This window comes from Crateriforma conspicua, assembly GCF_007752935.1.
Lineage (GTDB): Bacteria > Planctomycetota > Planctomycetia > Pirellulales > Pirellulaceae > Crateriforma > Crateriforma conspicua.
This window is the reverse complement of the sequence record NZ_CP036319.1, coordinates 555258-573610: the sequence shown is the minus strand read 5'-3', so window position 1 is coordinate 573610 and position 18353 is coordinate 555258. Positions and strand designations below refer to the sequence as shown.

Annotated in this window: 13 protein-coding genes; 3 read left to right on the top strand and 10 right to left on the bottom strand. The window is 58.6% G+C overall.

Features of this window, described 5'->3' with window-relative positions; all coding sequences use genetic code 11:
• Positions 1–61: 61 nt before the first annotated feature.
• The 6 genes from Mal65_RS02185 to Mal65_RS02160 are packed head-to-tail and all read right to left on the bottom strand — an operon-like array spanning position 62 to position 8908.
• Complete coding sequence (locus tag Mal65_RS02185) at positions 62–1366, bottom strand: glycoside hydrolase family 27 protein (RefSeq protein WP_196784503.1); 1305 nt, start codon at positions 1364–1366, stop codon at positions 62–64.
• 33 nt (positions 1367–1399) lie between these two features.
• Positions 1400–3238: an SLC5 family protein gene (locus tag Mal65_RS02180; protein ID WP_165701010.1), complete on the bottom strand. Its 1839-nt coding sequence runs from the start codon at positions 3236–3238 to the stop codon at positions 1400–1402.
• 6 nt (positions 3239–3244) lie between these two features.
• A complete protein-coding gene (locus Mal65_RS02175; RefSeq protein WP_145293236.1) occupies positions 3245–4990 on the bottom strand; it encodes a sodium:solute symporter in 1746 nt (581 codons plus the stop codon).
• A gap of 22 nt (positions 4991–5012) precedes the next feature.
• Entirely contained in the window at positions 5013–6482 is a 1470-nt protein-coding gene (gene araA, locus Mal65_RS02170) for an L-arabinose isomerase (protein ID WP_145293234.1), read from the bottom strand.
• 18 nt (positions 6483–6500) lie between these two features.
• Positions 6501–7217 (bottom strand): L-ribulose-5-phosphate 4-epimerase AraD, encoded by a 717-nt coding sequence (gene araD / locus Mal65_RS02165; protein ID WP_145293232.1) that lies wholly within the window; start codon positions 7215–7217, stop codon positions 6501–6503.
• 5 nt (positions 7218–7222) lie between these two features.
• Positions 7223–8908, bottom strand: coding sequence for a ribulokinase (locus Mal65_RS02160; protein WP_145304559.1), 1686 nt, complete (start codon positions 8906–8908; stop codon positions 7223–7225).
• A 302-nt stretch (positions 8909–9210) separates the two neighbouring features.
• Between Mal65_RS02160 and Mal65_RS02155 the strand changes: the two genes are divergently transcribed.
• Positions 9211–10398 carry an AraC family transcriptional regulator gene (locus Mal65_RS02155; RefSeq protein WP_145293230.1) on the top strand — a complete coding sequence of 396 codons (1188 nt, stop codon included), beginning with the start codon at positions 9211–9213 and terminating at the stop codon, positions 10396–10398.
• A gap of 181 nt (positions 10399–10579) precedes the next feature.
• Positions 10580–11800: an MFS transporter gene (locus Mal65_RS02150; RefSeq protein WP_145293228.1), complete on the top strand. Its 1221-nt coding sequence runs from the start codon at positions 10580–10582 to the stop codon at positions 11798–11800.
• A gap of 156 nt (positions 11801–11956) precedes the next feature.
• On the opposite strand, the gene Mal65_RS02145 is transcribed toward Mal65_RS02150, so the two are convergent.
• Positions 11957–13432, bottom strand: a complete 1476-nt coding sequence (locus Mal65_RS02145; protein ID WP_145293226.1) for an ammonium transporter — start codon at positions 13430–13432, stop codon at positions 11957–11959.
• A gap of 376 nt (positions 13433–13808) precedes the next feature.
• Here Mal65_RS02145 and Mal65_RS02140 point away from each other — a divergent pair, with 376 nt between their 5' ends.
• Complete coding sequence (locus Mal65_RS02140) at positions 13809–15338, top strand: sulfatase family protein (RefSeq protein WP_145293224.1); 1530 nt, start codon at positions 13809–13811, stop codon at positions 15336–15338.
• A 27-nt stretch (positions 15339–15365) separates the two neighbouring features.
• Here Mal65_RS02140 and Mal65_RS02135 read toward each other — a convergent pair whose 3' ends face one another.
• From Mal65_RS02135 to Mal65_RS02125, 3 genes are all read right to left on the bottom strand, one after another.
• On the bottom strand, positions 15366–16208 hold the full coding sequence (locus Mal65_RS02135; protein WP_145293222.1) for a sugar phosphate isomerase/epimerase family protein: 843 nt from the start codon (positions 16206–16208) through the stop codon (positions 15366–15368).
• Between the two features lie 258 nt (positions 16209–16466).
• On the bottom strand, positions 16467–17198 hold the full coding sequence (locus tag Mal65_RS26885) for a hypothetical protein (RefSeq protein ID WP_196784501.1): 732 nt from the start codon (positions 17196–17198) through the stop codon (positions 16467–16469).
• Positions 17199–17715: 517 nt separating this feature from the next.
• The gene (locus Mal65_RS02125) at positions 17716–18336 is read right to left on the bottom strand and encodes a hypothetical protein (RefSeq protein WP_145293220.1); all 621 of its coding nucleotides are present in this window, start codon (positions 18334–18336) and stop codon (positions 17716–17718) included.
• Between the last annotated feature and the right edge of the window lie 17 nt (positions 18337–18353).

The window sequence follows — 18353 nt, the reverse complement described above, 5'->3', positions numbered from 1 at the left end:
AGCGAAAGTGAACCCAAACTTTGACGATCCGCCGGGCTCTTGGCGAAAAAAGTCACTGACACTACGAGGCAACCGGTGACAATCGATACATTGCGGCACCATGTCCCTGGACACTGGCAACCAAATTCTGCGACACATCACCAAGCGAATGACGTTTCCACAGATCTCGCACCGTCCAGTTTCCGGACAGTCTCAGCGATGACAGGTCGACCTCGATCTCAGCATCCGTATCGGACACGTTGAACACCGCTACGTAAGGGTCGCCGCTTTTCAAACACTCGGCCATCCACACCACCGAAGTCTCATCACGCGACACTTGACGATTGTTCGAACTGGCTTGATTGACGGCAATCACTTCCGGGTTGGTGATCAGCCGCAATGACAATTCATCCGATTCGGGAAGATGCCCGCCAAACATCAAGGGTGACCGGAAGATGCACCAAAGCGTCATCAACGTGAACTGCTCCGGCTCGGAAAAATTCGTGAACCTGGCGTCACCGACTTCTCCACGAATCCCGATCCGCCCCAGCGGCAGCATATCCGCATCCGGCCAGTGCCCTTGCTTAATGTAGGGTGCCCACAAAGCGCATCGATCAAACTGCTTCTGCAACGATTCCCATTCATCCCAAAAGTCGAATGATATCCGCCACATATTGGCGTGCCGCCGCAAATGAGCCGCGTTGCACACACGGGCGGCACCCGGCGAAAGACTCAACGTGACAGGACGTCCTGCCTTGTCGATGGCTTTGGCCAAAGCTTCAATCTCATCCGTGTGATAAGGCTCATGATTCCCTTCACCGTCCCAGGAATTCATGTCATCCGCTTTGATCAGGTCGACGTCCCAGGAAGCGTAAAGCTCCGCCAGTGAATCATAATAGTGCTGCCCCCCGTCGCGGGTCAGATTCACCCCATACATATTGGCATACCACAGACACACATCGACGGGCTGTGCAATCTGTCCAGCCGTGGCATCACATCCCTTGATCGGCAGATCGTTTTCTGCCGCCTGCCATGGAATCCCGCGCATGATGTGAATCCCGAACTTCAGCCCCAGGTCGTGGACGTAGTCGGCCAACGGTTTGAAACCGGCACCACCCGCCGACGACGGGAATTTCACCGGGTCGGGGATCAGGCGACCGTATTCATCGGTCAACTGATGAAGACCAAATTTTTTGTAGTTGTCGGTGTTCGCATCAGGCGCAAACCAACACAAATCCACGACGATGTATTCCCAGCCATATTGCTTGAGATGCTTTGCAACATAATCCGCGTTGGCTTTGATGTCATCTTCGGTCACGCTGACGCCGAAGCAGTCCCAACTATTCCAGCCCATGGGAGGTGTGGGCGCATTTTCAGAGATATTCAACAGACTTCTTTCCAAGATCAAAGCGATCGCCCGCTACAGGACGATGCTAAAGGTCAAGACCAGGCCAATCATCAACACGACACAGACGGCCCACCAAAGCGTGACACTGGAATACCAGTGACCACCTAAACCACCACTCAGTTTCAGATTTTTCCATCGAAATGTTAGATCATCATCGATGTTGTCGGGATTCGGAGTCACCAACGCGAGCGCCGCACACAGGATCATGCAAAACGCCCAACAAATCATGCCTTGATTGGCAAAGGGAATCATCCACGATGGCAGGGCCACCCAATCCGGAAGATGGGCCCACCCCAACAACGAATCCTTAAACTCCAACAACTTCAACACCAACGCAAATAGGAATGTGCAAATGCTGGCGATCAGAGCATCCGTGCCGCTGACCCGCCGCCAAAGCGACCCCAAAAGAAACGTTGCCGAAAACGGAGGCGCGAAAAACACGTACAACGCCTGAATCCAAATGAATAGGTTCACCTTCGTCACCGTCGCCAGCAAAATACCGACGATGATCGAGATCCCCAGGATCACGGCGCCCGCGACCCGTCCGACGATGACTTCTTCGCGTTCAGTCGCATCCTTGCGGAAGAACATCTTGTAAAAATCGAGCGTGAAAATCGTCGATGTCGAATTCAAGACCGAACAGACCGTCGACTGAATGGCGCCGAACAGAGCAGCCAATAAAACGCCGGTCAAAAACGTTGGCACTAATTGCTTGATCATCAAGATGTAGGTCGCGTTAGCCGCGTCACTTTGGTCTCCGAACGAACCTTCCTGCAAAAAATCCGGCTTCATTGCGAAAAAGATCAGCCCCGGAATCACGACGATGAACGGCAGCAACAGCTTCAGATAACTTGCAAACACCATTCCCATACGGGCGTGATACATATCCTTTGCCGCCAGCACCTTTTGGATCATGTGCTGGTTGATCACGGTGTACCAGAGCCCGATGTAAAAGAAGCTGAACACCCAGTGGGTCCAGGGGTTGGAATAGTGGTTGAGCGGTTGCAATACCAACAGCCGATCGTAGGTGGTGTCCGCGTCCGCCCCCTGCAGAATGTTCGGGGTGGCGTCTTGAATCCATTGATGAGCCCAGGGCACATTGCCCGCGTTGACCTCAATCATCTTGCGGGCTCCGGCAAGAACGCCCTGGCCATCCCCCAAATGCGATAGGCCAAGAAAGGTGACGCTCAGCCCGCCCAACACCATCACGGTGATGGTCAAAAGATCCATCAAGGCGACCGATCGCAACCCACCCCAGATCGCCCAGACCCCTGACGCAATTCCGATCACGATCACCGCGGTGACTTTGTCGAACCCGAACAATTCCACCAAAACCAGAGCACCGCCGTAAATCACGGGGCCCATGAAGGCGACAATGTTCACCAGCAACGTGACCGCGGCAAAGATGAACCGCATCTGCTTGTTGAATCGCTTCTCCAGAAATTCCGGGGCGGTATAAACTTTGGATGTCAGCAGATAAGGGATGAACAGCCAAATCAAGAACGTGAACGCGATCACGGTGCTCCATTCACCGGTAGCCACACAAATGCCATAAATCACCGCCGCACCGATCAGGCCGATGAAATGCTCGGTGGAAATATTGGCTGCGATGTACGATGCACCCACGACGTACCAGGGCAGGGAACGTCCCGCCAAGAAATAGTCGGCGGACGTTTCCCCCTGCTTTCGGCCGGCAAAGAAGCCGATCAGGCACAAACCAAGGAAATAGCCAAAGAACGCGACGTAGTCCAAAGTCGACAGTTGAAAATCAATCTGTTCGATCGGACCGGTACTGAGAACGAGCGTCATGAAAATGCTTTCGTTCGGTACCGCAACGTCGATGGCGTTCACGGCACCCTAACCTTGGAAATACAAGTACGCGGCAAGAATTGCCACCAAAACCATCCCCGACGCGACGATATCGATCATGTTCCAACTGGCGCGTGACTCTGCCTTGTCTTGGTCGGTCAGCGTGCCAAACGTCAGCCCTTGAATCTTTTCGTAGTCGGGCGCGGCGGTGACCAAACTGACGGCCACCATAACGATGACACATACGGCCAAGATCAGCATGCTGTAGTACTGAAAGAACATATTGTTCAGAATCCAAAGCAGTGACCCTTCCTGATACTGGTAGCCGTCGATCAGCTTCACCGGTGTGTCAATTGCAAGCCGCACCAAGCCCATCACGAAACCAACCAACAATGCAGCCAAACATCCAGCACCGTTGGCACGTTTCCATAGGATTCCCAGAAAGAAGACCACAAAGATTGGTGGTGCCAGATACGCTTGGACGCCTTGCAAATAGTCGTACAAGCCACGGCCACCCTGAATCACGGGGATCCATGCAAGGCCGATCAAAACCATGACACCGGTGGCCACACGTCCGATCCAGACCAAGCGTCCCTGTGAAACCGTTGGATGTAACTTGGAATAGAAGTCCATCGTGAACAGTGTCGCTGATGCGTTGAATACGCCAGCCAGCGAGCTCATCAATGCTGCCAACAATCCCGCGACCACCAGGCCACGCACACCGGGCGGCAAGATGGTTGCAACCAACATGGGGAAGGCTTTCTGGGCCTCTTCGCGGATCAGGTTTCCATCGGCGTCGACCATTGCTTCCTGAAGCGGAACGGACGCCCCCGTGGTCGACAACGCGAAACAGATCATTCCCGGAATGATGAAGATGAATACCGGCAGCAGCTTCAACATGGATGCAAAGATCGATCCGCGTCGTGCTTCGGTTTCGTTCGGTGCCCCCAATGCACGCTGGACGATGTACTGATCGGTACACCAGTACCACAACCCGATCACGGGCGCGCAGAACAGCATGCTTAGCCAGGGATAGTTGTCATTGAAATACCACGCCATCCGCCCGGGTTCTTTGACCGGTTCCCATGTCGATTCGACACCAGCGGGAACCATCGGTTTCCACAGGTTGAACATTTCGGATCCACAGATTTCACGAAGGCGACTCCATCCGCCCAACGCATCCAATCCATAGATGGTGACCAAGATGGATCCCAGTATCAGAATCAATGTCTGCAGTGCTTCGGTATAGGCGACGGCGCGAAGACCACCCAGAATCGTATAAGCACCCGTCAAAACGATGACCAGGATCGACCCGATCCAGAAACTGTCCAGCGGTCCCAAACGCATGTCGGGTAACAGCACTGAAAACACGATCCCGCCGGCGAAGATGCCCACCGCGATCTTGGTCACGACATAAGCGACGAGCGAAATCAGTGACAACACCCAGCGGCTGGACGAATTGAATCTTCGTTCCAGGAATTCGGGCATCGTGAACACGCGCGAACGCATGTAGAACGGGATCAGGCCCCACCCCAAAACCAATAGACACCAAGCGTGCAGTTCATAGTGTGCCATCGCAACGCCGTCGGTCGCACCGGAACCGGCCAGCCCGACCAAGTGTTCCGATCCGATATTGGATGCAAAGATCGACGCGCCGATGACCCACCAACTGAGGTTGCGTCCGGCCAGGAAATAGTCATCCGCGGTTTCGCTGCCCTTGTTGATCACCCACCAAGCGACACCCAACAGAATTGCGAAATAACCCGCAATGACGACCCAATCGATGAACACCATGACCTGAACTTCCCGGCTTTGCCTACAGCGTCTGTTTGAAACTTCGTAGCGACGTGTCGGCATCAATGAACCGACACTCGACGCCTATCATATCGGCGAAGTCCTCGATCATTTCGCTTCCCACCGCTTGGCTGAAAACGGTGTGGTGGGGGCCACCGGCATAGATCCATGCGGCGGCCGCGGTCCGCAAATCGGGCAAAGGCTTCCACAAAGCCCGGGCGACGGGCAGGTTCGGCAGATCGTGCGGCGGTGTTACCGTTTCGACCTCATTGACCAACAACCGAAAACGATCGCCCATGTCGGTCAAAGCCACATTGATCGCGGGCCCCGCCGGTGCGGTGAAGACCAGTCGCACGGGGTCGGATTTTCCGCCGATACCCAGCGGATGAATTTCACATCGGGGTTGATCCGCGGCGATGCTGGGACAGATTTCCAGCATGTGCGCGCCCAAACACAACGAATCGTCGCCTTGGAAGTGATACGTGTAGTCTTCCATGAACGACGTTCCGCCGTCCAAACCGTCGGCCATGACCTTGATCGCCCGCAGCAGGGCGGAGGTCTTCCAGTCGCCTTCGGCACCGAATCCATAACCGTCAGCCATCAAACGTTGGATGGCCAAGCCGGGCAGTTGCTGCAAACCGTGCAAGTCTTCGAACGTATCGGTCAGTGCCATCGCACCGACGGATTGCAGGAAGCTTCGAAGCCCCAGTTCCTGCTTCGCTGCATCCAGTAAGGATTGACGTTGCTGACGGTCACGCTGAAGCGATGGATCCAACTGATAGACTTGTTCGTAATCGGCCGCCAATGCATCGGCGTCGGAATCGGTGACTTGATTGACACAGTCCACCAAGTCGCCAATGCCATAGCCGTTGATTTCGGTTCCAAAGACCCGCTGGGCTTCCACCTTATCGCCTTCGGTCACCGCGACTTGACGCATGTTGTCGCCGATCCGTGCGACACGAAGGTTTCGCATTTCGTCGCGTCCACTGGCGGCTCGCATCCAGATGGCCAATCGTTCTTGGACGCTGGGATCTTGCCAGTGACCGACGATGACTTTGCGTGGAACGTTCAATCGTGCGCAAATGTGACCGAATTCGCGTCCGCCGTGCGCCGACTGGTTCAAGTTCATGAAATCCATGTCGATGGTCGACCAGGGCAACTCCGCATTGAACTGGGTGTGCAAATGCGCGATCGGCTTGGTCAGCCCCGACAGCCCCGCGATCCACATCTTGGCAGGCGAAAACGTGTGCATCCAGCAAACCAAACCGATGCACCGGGGATCCGCATCGGCATCCCGACACAATCGGGTGATGGCATCGGGGGTGGTGACAATCGGCTTGAAAACCAACGACACGGGCAGACGGCCGTCGCCGACCAATCCGTCGACAACGCTTTGCCCATTGGCGGCGACTTGCCGCAACGCTTCGTCGCCATACAAGTGCTGGCTGCCGGTGACGAACCAGACTTCGCGTCTGGATGATTCGGATGACATGATTTGGGATTCTCCGCGTTAGGACGATGATTTGGCTTGGCCGTAATAAGCGTCGGGGCCGTGTTTGCGTTGGTAGTGTTTTTCCAACACATAGGCCTCCAAACGTGGCACGGCGTTATCTTGTTGTCCGGCCATGATTTGCTGGCAGCCGAGCGTCATTTGGGCGACGGCTTCGAGTGCGACCGCATTCTCGACGGACTTTTTCGCACTCGGCCCCCAAGCAAACGGTGCATGACCGGCGACCAGAACGGCCGGCATGGCGATGGGATCCAGATCGGCGAATCGTTCGGTGATGACTTTGCCCGTGTTGGCTTCATAGGCCTGGGCAACCTCCGATTCGGTCAGCGGTCGCGTGACGGGTACCGGGCCATGAAAGTGATCGGCGTGGGTCGTTCCCAAGCACGGAATCTCGCGACGACATTGCGAATACATCGTCGCGTATCGACTGTGGGTATGCGTCACGCCGCCGATGGCCGAAAAGTTGCGATACAACCACACGTGGGTGGCGGTATCGCTGGACGGATTCAGTTCACCTTCGATTCGGTTGCCATCCAGATCGACGACGACCATGTGTTCGGGCATCAGATCGTGGTAGTCGACACCGCTGGGTTTGATAACGACCCGTCCGGATTGTCGATCAATCCCACTGACGTTGCCCCAAGTCAGTGTGACCAAGTCATGATCCACCAGACTGCGGTTGGCGGCGCAGACCTCGATTTTCAGTTGATCCAGCACGGCGTTTACCCCTTTCGCACACGGTTGCGGATGGCGATCAAGTCCTTCATCACTTGATCCACGGCGACACCGGAACCCTTCACACCGAATGCGTCATGCAATTGGTGGTACAGCTTGTAAAGTTCCGCATACACAGCCTTGGCTTTTTTGCGGGGACGGTACACGGTGTCTTTGGTGCCGGTCATTTTTCGCTGGGCCGCGGCAACACTGGAATACCCGCCGCCGGCGACCGCACCGAAGATGGCGGCGCCCAAAGCGCACGTTTGTGCGGACCGACTGACTTTCATCGGACGACCACAAACGTCGGCATAGATTTGCATCGCCATCGGATTCTTTTCGGCAATGCCACCACAGTTAACGACTTGCTTGACCTGCACCCCGTATTCTTCGAACCGGTTGATGATCGTCAGGGCACCAAACGCCGTGGCTTCGATCAATGCGCGATAGATCTCCGCTGCAGTGGTGTGTAACGTTTGCCCGACCAGCAATCCGGTCAAATAGGGATCCACCAACACGGTCCGGTTACCGTTGTTCCAATCCAGTGCCAACAAACCGCTTTCACCCGGCTGCAACTGATCCGCTTGCTCGGTCAGCCAGACATGGGGATCCCGACCGCTGGGGATGGTAGACGGGGCCAGATTGCGGACGAACCAATTAAAAATGTCACCGACCGCGGACTGTCCGGCTTCCAATCCGTACATGCCCGGCGTGACCGAACCGGGAACGATGCCGCACAATCCGGGGATGTCGGCAAGCGGTTGATCGGCCGGCCAGACGGTGACATCACAGGTGCTGGTCCCGATGATTTTGACCAGGGTTCCCGGTTTGACGCCTGACCCGATTGCACCGTGGTGTGCATCAAAGGCACCGACGGCGACGGGGATTCCGACGGGCAATCCCATCGGTTCGGCGAACTCCTTGATCAAGTGGCCGGCGACTTGATCGGATGTTGCCGTATCGCTGTTGTAGTTCTCGGCGACCTTGACCAGTTCCGGATCCAAACGCTTCAAGAACGACTTCTTCGGCAACCCTCCCCAGTCGGTGTGGAACATTGCTTTGTGTCCGGCTGCGCAGATACCACGACGAATGGTTTCCGGTGCCGTGTTGCCCGTCAGAAATCCGGGAACGAAGTCGGCCAGTTCCACCCAGCCGGCCGCCGCTTCAAAGACGTCTGGTGCAATACGACGACAGTGCAAGATCTTGGACCAAAACCATTCGCTGGAATAAGTTCCGCCGCACTTGGCCAAGTAGTTTTCCTTGGTCCGTGAAGCTTTGGCGGTGATCTCCGCGGCTTCCTCGGCCGACGTGTGATCCTTCCACAACCAAGCGTGCGCGGCCAAGTTCTTTTTGAACTTTGAATGCAATGCCAGGGCGCGACCTTTGGCATCGACCGGCAACGGCGTGGACCCGGTGGTATCGACACCGATGCCGACGACGCGATCGGGCGAAAAGTCACGGTTTCGTGACGCTTGCTTGACCGCATTGGCGACCGAGGTTTTGCAACCTTGGATATAGTCGGCGGGGTTTTGGCGAGCCAAGTTGGGATCTTTAGGATCCAACAAGATGCCATGATCCCCGCTGGGATACTCGTACACATCGCTGGCGATCTCTTGGCCGTCAGCCAAGTCGACGATGATTGCGCGAACGCTGTTGGTCCCGTAATCCAAACCGATTGAAAACTTTGCAGCCACCTTGGTGTCCTTCTGCGAACCTGACGGACGAAAACGAATGGTACCGGCCACCTTTGTATCGTCCGGAAAGCTTGGCGGGGGCGACAGCGTGGACCGTTGTCGATCCCGTTGCGTCGGAGCGATCGCGAATCGTCTGCGATTCGTTTCGCGTTCCGTTCTAGCTGCGACGTGGGAGTGCCACCACAGGACAGTTGCGCAAAAAAATGTCGTCTTTGCGCAGATGGTTTCTGGGCGGGACCGGCGGTAAGACTAGGCTGAAGACACAACGTCGCACGCCACCGCATGCCCGAAGGCTGTTGATCATGGACCAAGTCCCCAAAGTCGCCCTGCTGATCGAAACCGCACGCGGTTACGGACGGCAGATGTTGCGCGGCATCGTCAAATACGCGCGACTGCACGGCCCTTGGGGCTTCTATGTGACGCCCGGCGACTTTGAACAAGCCGTCCCCAAGATGCGTCAGTGGGGCGGTACCGGCATCATTGCTCGGATCGCCACGCCGCGAATCGCTGATGCGATCTTGGAATCGAAACTGCCGACCATCGCGTTGGATTTGACGGAAGAACAGTTGCGCCCCGATCATCCGCTGTCACAGTTAAGCGAGGTTGCGTCCGATTCGGCCAGCGCGGCTCGAATGGCGGCCGCCCATTTGATGCAGCGTGGGTTTCGTCAGTTTGCGTTTGTCGGAATCGCCGAACGCGTCTGGAGCGACCGGCGTGAAACGGCCTTTGTCCAGGCGATCAAAACCGCCGGCTTTGACGTCACGGTCTACCGGTCGCCACGGCAAGCGGCGGCCCGTCGATGGGAACGCGAACACCCGCGGCTGATTCGCTGGTTGGAAGGTTTGCCCAAACCGATCGGCGTGATGACATGCAACGACGACCGGGGCCGCGAAGTCTTGGAGGCCTGTCAGTCGGCGGGCATTCGCGTTCCGGAGGAGTTGGCGGTCGTCGGCGTGGACAACGACGAACTGATCTGCGAATTGGCCGACCCACCGTTGTCCAGCGTTGCGTTGAACGCCGAAGGCGTGGGCTATCGAGCGGCGCAGCTATTGGATCGGATGATGCGTCGGCGTTGGCGAAAACCACGTCGATTGGTGGCAGAGCCTTTGCATGTGGTGACCCGGCGATCGAGCGACATCATTTCGCTGGATGATGCGGAAGTGGCGATGGCCTTGCGTTACATCCACGATCACGCGATCGATCCCATCCAGGTGGATAATGTCGTCAGGCACGTCGACCTGTCACGACGCAATCTGGAGATCCGATTCCAGGATTCGGTGGGACGCACCATGCATCAAGAACTGCAACGGGTGCGGCTGGAACGAGCCAAACAGTTCTTGACCGAAACCAACATCGCCATCCCCGAGGTGGCCGAAGCGGTGGGGTACCGCACCGCGTCCTACTTTATCCAGGTGTTTCGGGCGTCCTGTGGCATGACGCCTGCACAGTATCGCCGCAGCTTGCGTGAGGGCCCGTCGCAGACGGCGTGAGGGGCCATCGCAGACGGCGTGAGGGCGTTTGAATTGCCGTTGGCGACGACGACGGCGGACGGCGAACCCGAATCCACATTCACGGGTCCCAACGGGGTGTCAAAGCGCTAACATGACGGCGGCGCGACCGGCGAAAGTTTCGCCCCCTAACACTTGAACCACTAGCCCAACCAGGAACCTTTTGTCCACCAGCACGATTGCACCGGCGGTTCGCATCAGCCCGTGGGCGCCGCTGCGCATTCGGTTGTTTCGTGCGTTTTGGTTCGCGTCGATCGCATCCAACTTGGGCACTTGGATTCACGAAGTCGGGGCAGGGTGGCTGATGACGCACTTGGCCCCCGAACCTCAGATGGTTGCCGCGGTCCGAACGGCGATGTCATTACCGATCGTCTTTTTGGCGTTTCCCGCCGGTGCATTGGCCGACCGAATCGATCGCCGACGACTGTTGTTAGTGACCCAGATCAGTTTGCTGTTGATCGCCACGACGTTGTCGATGTTGACCGCAGCGGATCTGATTTCCGCCTGGGGATTGTTGGCGCTGACGTTCTTGATCGGGCTGGGCATGGTGTTGCACATCCCCACCTGGCAAGCGTCGGTCCCGGAACTGGTACCACGCAACCAATTGTCGCGTGCGGTCGCGCTGGGAAGTATCAGTTTCAATTTGGCGCGGGCCGTCGGTCCGGCGGTGGGCGGATTGCTGATCGCCAGCCTGGGCGTTTGGATCGCGTTTGCCATGAATGCCGCTTCGTTTGCCGGCGTGATCGTCGTGCTGTTGCTTTGGCAACGTCGCGGGACCGAGTCGTCGCGTGGCCAGTCGTTCGCATTGTCGGTGCGTCACGGCATCCGGTACATCATGCGCAAGGTTCGGATGCGAAACGTGCTGGCCAGCGTCTTTCTGTTCGTCTTGCCGGCCAGCGTGATGTGGTCGCTATTGCCGCTGGTGGTCAGCCAGCAATTGGGCTGGGATGCCGGCGGGTTCGGCATGTTGTACGGGCTGATCGGTGCCGGCGCAGTTGCCGCCGCGGGCGTGCTGCCGCGAATCGATCATCGCTTGGGACGTGACAAGACCGTTGCCGTGGCGATGACCGGGTTTGCGGTCGGTTTGTGGTGTCTTTCGCAGGTCCGCTCGGTGACCACGGTGGTCCCAGTGATGCTGTTGTTGGGCAGTTGTTGGATGATGACACTGACGTCGCTGAACACCACGGCACAGATCACTTTGCCGCAACGGATGCGGGCCCGCGGGATGGGCAGCTATCTGACGATGCTGGCGCTATCGATGACACTGGGTTCCATCCTGTGGGGTTTCGTCGCCGAACAGACGGATGTCGCGTTTGCCCTTCGTACCGCGGCGGTGTTGATGATCGTCACCACGGCGGCCGGCCTGCGATTCCGATTGGACTGACCGCCGCGTGTCATCATGCCATGCGGCATGTCGAACGTGCCAACGGCCTGGCCCCAAATGCAACGACGCCGAACGAAAGTAACCTTCGTTCGGCGTCGATATTTGCAACGGGTGTTCGACGCCCCCGAACGACACACGAGGGCGTCATCGCACGATTTAGGCGAACGTGTAGCCTTCTTCACCGTGGTCGATGATGTCCAGGCCGCGTTGTTCGCTTTCGGCAGACACACGCAATCCGATGACCGCATCGATCAGCTTCAACAGAATCAAACTGCCAACGCCGGCGAAGACAAACGTGATCAGCACGGCCACGATTTGGCCGATCAACAATGTGAAGTCGCCGCCGGATTCGATCAGGCCGATCGCTTCACCCTCGGCCACGTCCCAGCATGCACGACTGGCAAAGACGCCCGTCAAGACGGCGCCCAGCGTTCCGCCGACACCGTGCACGCCGAACGCGTCCAACGCATCGTCATAGCCGATCATGTGCTTCAGTTTGGAACAGGCCCAGTAGCAGACCAATCCGGCACAGGCCCCCATGAGCAGCGCCGGCATGGGCTGGACAAAGCCGGCCGCTGGCGTGATGCAGACCAAGCCCGCGACGGCGCCACTGCTGGCCCCCAGCACGGTCGGCTTACCCAAAACCGACCATTCGGCAACAGCCCAAGCGACGGCACCGGCGGCAGCCGAAAAGTGAGTCACGGCGAACGCACTGCTGGTCAATTCATCGGACAACAATTCGCTGCCCGCGTTGAAGCCGAACCATCCGAACCACAGCATCGCCGCGCCCAGGGCGGTGTAGGTCAGGTTGTGTGGCTGCAGCGGTTCGCGGGGATAACCCATCCGCGGTCCGATCAACATTGCGGCCACCAATGCACTGACGCCGCTGGAAATGTGAACGACCGTCCCGCCGGCAAAGTCCAACGCACCGCCGGCGATTCCCACGTCCGAACCGAACGCCAAAATGCCACCGTCCCAAACCCAGTGGCAAAGCGGGCAATAGATCAACAGCCCCCACACGATCGAGTACACCACCATCGCACCGAACTTCATCCGTTCGGCGAACGCACCACAAATCAGTGCCGGTGTGATGATGAAGAACATGCCCTGGAACAACATGTGTGTCAGCAACGGCAACTCCGGCGAAAACATCGGCGTTTCCGGTGCACCGGTCTCGGGATTCCAGAACCGCTGGACGCCGTTCATGAAAACGTGATCCAGGTTTCCAATCCACGCACCATCGCCGCCGAACGCCAGCGAATAGCCGACCAAGGCCCACAGCACGGTCATCATGCCCATCAAGAAAATGCACTGCATGATCACGCTCAGCACGTTCTTGCGACGGACCAACCCGCCGTAGAACATCGCCAGCCCGGGGGCGGTCATGAACAGGACCAGCGCGCAACTGGTCAACATCCATGCGTTGTGACCGGCCAATGCGGCGGATTCGACTTGGGCCTGCAAATCCTGCAGATCAACCGCGGTTTCGGCCGCTGCGGTTTCCGGAGTTTCGCCCGTCTCGGCGGCCTGGGCCGTAGCTTCCTGGGCGACGGCGTCGCGCACCGGCAGGCCCGCCAAACTAAGCGACCCGACAAAAACGATCCCCAACAGGATCCTGACTAGCTGATTCATTCCAACACGCCTTGTGGTTACCAATTCGACCCCTCATTCGGCCCGTCTCAGTCCTCGGTCGTCGATCACGCTCGCGGGTTCTCAGGGAACCGCCCAAGCTGCCATCGCTCCGCAGGACTGCCGCCACGACAGACACCCGGCGTCGAAGTTTCGAAGTTGCATTGCGGGCCAAGATACTGGTTGAACGTCGACTCGTGTACGGTGCGAGAAACGAAGCGCCGTTGCCCGATCCATCGAACACGGCCCATTTGGCCGCGCCGGCTCGCCTCGCCCGAATTTCGCGTGCTCTCGGGACAGCGGATACACTGACGACTTCCCGCCCGCCTCGGATGGCCTTCGCCCTCCCGCATCTCTCCGCTGAGGTAACTTTCCCACCATGACCGCTTCCATTTTCGCCCGTCCCCCATTCGGAATTGCCCGGTCGGTTTGTCTGGCCGCCTGGATTTTGACCTGCACGTTTGTCGCAGCCCCGCCATCGACCGCGGCTGATGCCCCGACCAACGTGGTGGTGATCTTTATCGACGACATGGGCTATGGCGACATCGGACCGTTTGGTGCCACCGATTACCCGACACCGAACTTGGATCGGATGGCCGCCGAGGGTCGCCGCTTCACCGATTTCGTCGTCTCATCGGCGGTCTGTTCGGCATCGCGTTCGGCCATCATGACCGGGTGCCTGCACCGTCGGATCGGCATTGCGGGGGCACTCGGGCCGGCGTCCAAAATCGGCATCAACGCCGACGAAGTCACGTTGGCGGAAATCTGCAAGTCGCAAGGCTACGACACCGCCTGCTTTGGGAAATGGCACTTGGGACATCACCACAAGTTCCTGCCGGTCCAACACGGGTTCGACGAATACTTTGGAATTCCCTACAGCAACGACATGTGGCCGCTGCACCCGGCCGTTGTTGAAAAGCGAAAGAAAAACCCCAACGCCAAAAGCAATTGGCCACCGCTGCCACTGCTAGAAGGTACCGCCGAATCGGGCGTCCGCGTTGTCAACGCCGACGTCCAGCCGGCCGACCAAGAAACATTCACCCAAGCCTTCACGCAACGTGCCGTCGAATTCATCCGGCGTGAACGCGACAACGGATTCTTTGTTTACCTGCCGCACCCGATGGTGCACGTGCCGCTGTATGTTTCCGACGACTTCAAAGGCAAAAGCGGCGCCGGCCTGTTCGGCGACGTGGTGATGGAAGTCGACTGGTCGGTCGGCCAGATCATGGAAGCCGTCGAATCCATCGGCCAGACCGAAAACACGCTGATTGTGTTCACGTCCGACAACGGCCCCTGGTTGTCCTATGGCGATCACGCCGGCACCGCCGGTCCGCTGCGTGAAGGCAAGGGCACGATGTGGGAAGGCGGCTATCGCGAACCCACTGTGATGCGGATGCCCGGTACGATTCCCGGTGGCACCACGTGCGAACAATTGGCCGCCACCGTCGACTTGTTGCCAACCGTGGCCGCGATGATTGGTGCCGAATTGCCCGACCACAAAATCGACGGCAAAGACATCCAGGGCTTGATGACGGGAACCAGCGATCAGTCACCGCACCAGTATTACCCCTGCTATTACAAGGGCGGCGAACTGCAAGCGATCCGCAACGAACGATTCAAGTTGGTGTTCCCCCACAACTATCGCACGATGGCGGGAAAGCCCGGCGGAACCGGCGGTTTCCCGAACGCTTATTCGTCGCGCAAAAGCGGGTTGGAATTGTACGACTTGGATTCCGATGTCGGCGAAACCAACAACGTGATCGAAGACCATCCGGATGTCGTCGCCCAGTTGCAGCGGGCCGCCCAGGCCGTTCGCGATGACCTTGGCGACAAACTGACCGGTCACAAAGGCAGCGGGATTCGTCCGGCCGGTCGCATGACCGAATCCGACCAGCCGCTGGTCTGGTAACGGTCAACCCGCCGGCCGCGTGGACGGCTACAGAATTTCCTGGCGCAACTTTGTCAGCAGGTCGATCGCCGCGCCGATTTCGGCCCGCTGACGTTCGGGGTCTTCGGGAATCTCACGTTCGATCGTCAGCGGACCGTCGTATCCGATTTCCTTCAGCGTGATCAAATACTGCCGCACGTCGACATCGCCTTGCCCAAGCGGCACTTCGGCACCAAACGTTTCCCCCGGCTGGTCGCTCCAGGTGCCGTCTTTGCAGTGGACACTGCGCACGTGGCCGCCGACCTGACGCAACGCATCCAGTGGCTTTCCCGTGCCATAGAGAATCATGTTGGCCGGATCGAAATTGATTTTCAGGTTCTCGCGCCCCACCTGATCGATGAATGTCAGCAAGCCTTCGGCGGTCTCCTGGCCGGTTTCCAAGTGCAGGTACTGGGCGTTGCCCGCACAGTGATCACACAACCGACGCGTCACATCGACGATCGCGTCGTAGCCATCGGCGCTGGGCTCGTGCGGCACGAACCCCAAGTGCAAGGCGACCGCGTCGCAGTTCAGGGCCTTGGCGAAATCGGCGATCTCCAGCATTTCCGCCAAGCGGCTTTCACGGCTCGACGGCGGAACCAGACCGACCGTGCGGCTGACCGTCGGAATGTCGGCATAACTTTCGCCTTCGAATCCACCGAACACCGCGGTGCACTTCACGTCGATCGATGACAGCTTGTCGGCCAAGCGTTTGGCGGCATCGGCATCACGGTTACCGGGATGCGGTGCGTGCAGCTGGATCGTCGGCACGCCCAATTGTTCGATCACTTCCCAGGCGACGCCCAGTCCGGCATCCACCGATGCAAATACTCCGATCGGCCATTGGGTCATCGATATCATTCCTTCCATCGTAGGCGGGTTTGGAAATGGGTGATCTTGGAAAAGTCACCGGCGGGCAAATTTGTGTTGCCGCCCTTTATGACGGCCCGAGCGTCAGCTTGCCACCGTGCTGGTCGCAAAGCCCCCGACAACCGATCGCCACCCTCCAGCCCCGGCGAAGTTGTTGTGACAAACAAAAAACCCTCGCCACGAAATGAATCGTCGCGAGGGTTTGCGATGTTTGAATCCGGCAAGCGGATGCGCAACCGATCAGATGTCGGTGTTGGCATCGGGTTGCGGAGCGGGCGGTGCATCGCCGGTCACAGCTTCGGCAGCCGCATCGCTGGCGCTTTCGACGGCTTCTTCAGCAGCGTCGACGGCTTCTTCGGCAGCTTCGGTGGCTTCCTCAGCAGCCTCTTCGGCGGCGGGTGCCGGGGGGACTTCGCCTTCGTCAGCAGCAGCTTCGTCAGCAGCAGCTTCGTCAGCAGCGGCTTCTTCGGCCGGAGCTTCAGCAGCTTCTTCCGTTGCGGCTTCGTTGATCACGACGCTGCCGGGGACCAAAGTTTCGCCGGGAGCCAGATCGAAACCTTCCGCGGAAACGGGAGCTTCAACAACGGTGCCTTCGACGGCAACCGGGGCGGCTTCGACCACAGCGCCGCCACAGCAATCGCTGACGACGGGTGCGGCTTCGACAACGGGAGCGGCGCCACAGCAATCGCTGACGACGGGCTCGACGACCGGGGCGGCTTCGCAGCAGCTCGGTGCCGGTGCGGGCTCACAGCAAACGGGCTCCGGCGCAGGTTCGCAGCAAACCGGCTCTGGGGCGGGTTCGCAGCAAACGGGTTCCGGCGCGGGTTCGCAGCAGCTCGGTGCCGGTGCACAGCAGCCGCTCTTCTTGGCCATCAACTTCTTGAACAAGCCGAACGCATCGGCGGAACCGGTAAAGGCGGGCGATGCAGCAATCATGGCTGCCATCGCGATCATCACGTAACTACGACGCATTAACTGTCTCCCAAATTGGATCGGACTTTCTCGTGGCGAACTCGTGTCGCACGAACGGGGAAATGAGGGCCTGCCTCCTGGACCCGACTTCATTCAGGGCAATGCGAGTGTTTCATCGCGACCCACCATCGTTGCAAACAGGCAAAACAGGCGAAATGCACAGCTTTTTCGGATTGCGCAATGTTGCCTGTACGATAATGCTGGCGAAGGGAAAGTCAATCGCCGCCAGCCCATCGTCCGCCGCCACCATGGGGGGCAATCGCGGAAAACGATCGACGCGGGGACATGGCCCGATCCGAATCACCGGCAAAGGGCCGACGCACCACCGACCGCTGGCCCCCGTTTTGACGACGATCATGACGTAGGGAAACTTAGCAAGGTTGCCCACGACCCCGCAAACAGACCCCCAAGGAGCACTTGGCCGCACTTAGGGCAGTGCGCACGAAAAAAAGCGGCGTATCGATCGACCGACCGATACGCCGCCTGATGTGGTTCTTGGTGGCTCCGGAAGTCGGGGTCAGCGGGAGACCGATTCCGAGGTCGCTTCGGCAACTTCATCGGTGCTGGTGCCACCGCCAAAAAGTGTCGCGATTTGCTGTTCATTCTCGAAATCAATGACCGTCGGGGCTTCGCCCGGGACCAATTCGATCACCATGCCGGAAATCCGCCACTGGCCGGCTTCTTGCTGAACCGCCCAGACGACCTGTGTTTTTTCAACGCTTTCGGCACCGTCTTCCGCTGTGACGGGCTCGGCCCAGACGGTGTGGACCAACAGCGATTGTCCGGCCGGTTCTCCTTCGACGCTGGGCGCCGGTTGGCTGCGGGTGACCACGAACTGAGCGTCCGGAGCCCCCAGGCTTTGCACGCCGCCGAAACGGCTGATGACGCTGCGAGCCTGATTGGTCAGCAATTCTTCGGCTGACGCTTGTCCGGCCCCACGACGAATGCGGTCCAGAAATTGGCTGACGACCGCTTCGGCTTGTTGGGATTCGGCGGCGGACTGCGTACCGGAGCCGTTATTCGCGGCGTTCGCCGGTGCGGCGGCTTGGGCCACCGATGCGGCAGGTTCGTCCGAGCCACATCCGACCAACAGCAGGGTGGCCGGAACCAGAGAAAGGCAAAGCAAGGTCTTCAACATGGAAACGGTGTCCTGCC